We start from the raw sequence: 937 nt of genomic DNA, 5'->3' as shown, positions 1-937 counted from the left end.
CCACCGGGGGCTTGGGCTCAGGGCCCGCCGAAGCCTTGCGCGCGGGTTTTTCGGCCTCGACCTCACCAATCGTGACCGAAAGGTCCTTGCTCGCGCCGCGCCTGAAGACAGTCACCACGGCCTTGGTCCCCGGCTTCACGTTGCCGACCATGCGCGGCAAGTCGCTGGATTTTTCAATCGGTTTGCCGTCGAACTTGATGATGATGTCGCCAGCTTCAATGCCCGCTTTTTCTGCGGGTGCGCCGCTCTCAACACCCCTGACCAGTGCGCCCTGCGCCTTGCCCAGGCCAATCGATTCCGCCACCTCTTTGGTGACCTGGTCGATCTGCACACCGATGCGGCCCCGCGTGACCTTGCCGCTCGTGCGCAACTGATCGGACACGCGCGCTGCCTCATCTATGGGAATGGAAAAGGAAATGCCCTGGAAGCCGCCGGAGCGCGAATAAATTTGGCTGTTGATGCCAACCACCTCACCGCGCATATTGATCAGGGGCCCGCCGGAGTTGCCGGGGTTGATGGCCACGTCGGTCTGGATAAACGGCAGGTAGTCGCCGGTATCCCGCTGCTTGGCACTCACGATACCTGCAGTCACGGTGTTTTCCAGGCCAAATGGCGAGCCGATGGCCATCACCCATTCCCCGACCTTGAGGCGGTTGATGTCGCCAATCTTCACTGCGGGCAGCCCCGTCGCTTCAATCTTGACGACGGCAACGTCACTGCGCTTGTCCGCACCGATGATTTTGGCTTTGAATTCGCGCTTGTCGGTCAACGTGACAATGACTTCATCAGCGCCTTCGACCACATGCGCGTTGGTCATCACAAAGCCGTCGGCCGTCAGGATGAAACCCGACCCGACGCCGCGTGGCTGGTCTTCGTCAGGCTGAGGGCTGCGGTCCGGCCGGGGTGCGCGGGGCATATTGGGGGGGATCGGTATGCC

At 62.0% G+C, this 937-nt stretch carries 1 protein-coding gene; it reads right to left on the bottom strand.

What is annotated here, in order from left to right; all coding sequences use genetic code 11:
• Positions 1-937: S1C family serine protease (locus tag AC1DWI_RS24530; RefSeq protein ID WP_477726096.1), on the bottom strand; the 937-nt coding region annotated here is incomplete at both ends.

The organism is Polaromonas sp. P3_C2 (assembly GCF_056402675.1).
Note: the sequence above shows the minus strand (reverse complement) of the source record. Positions and strands in the feature narration are given on the sequence as shown.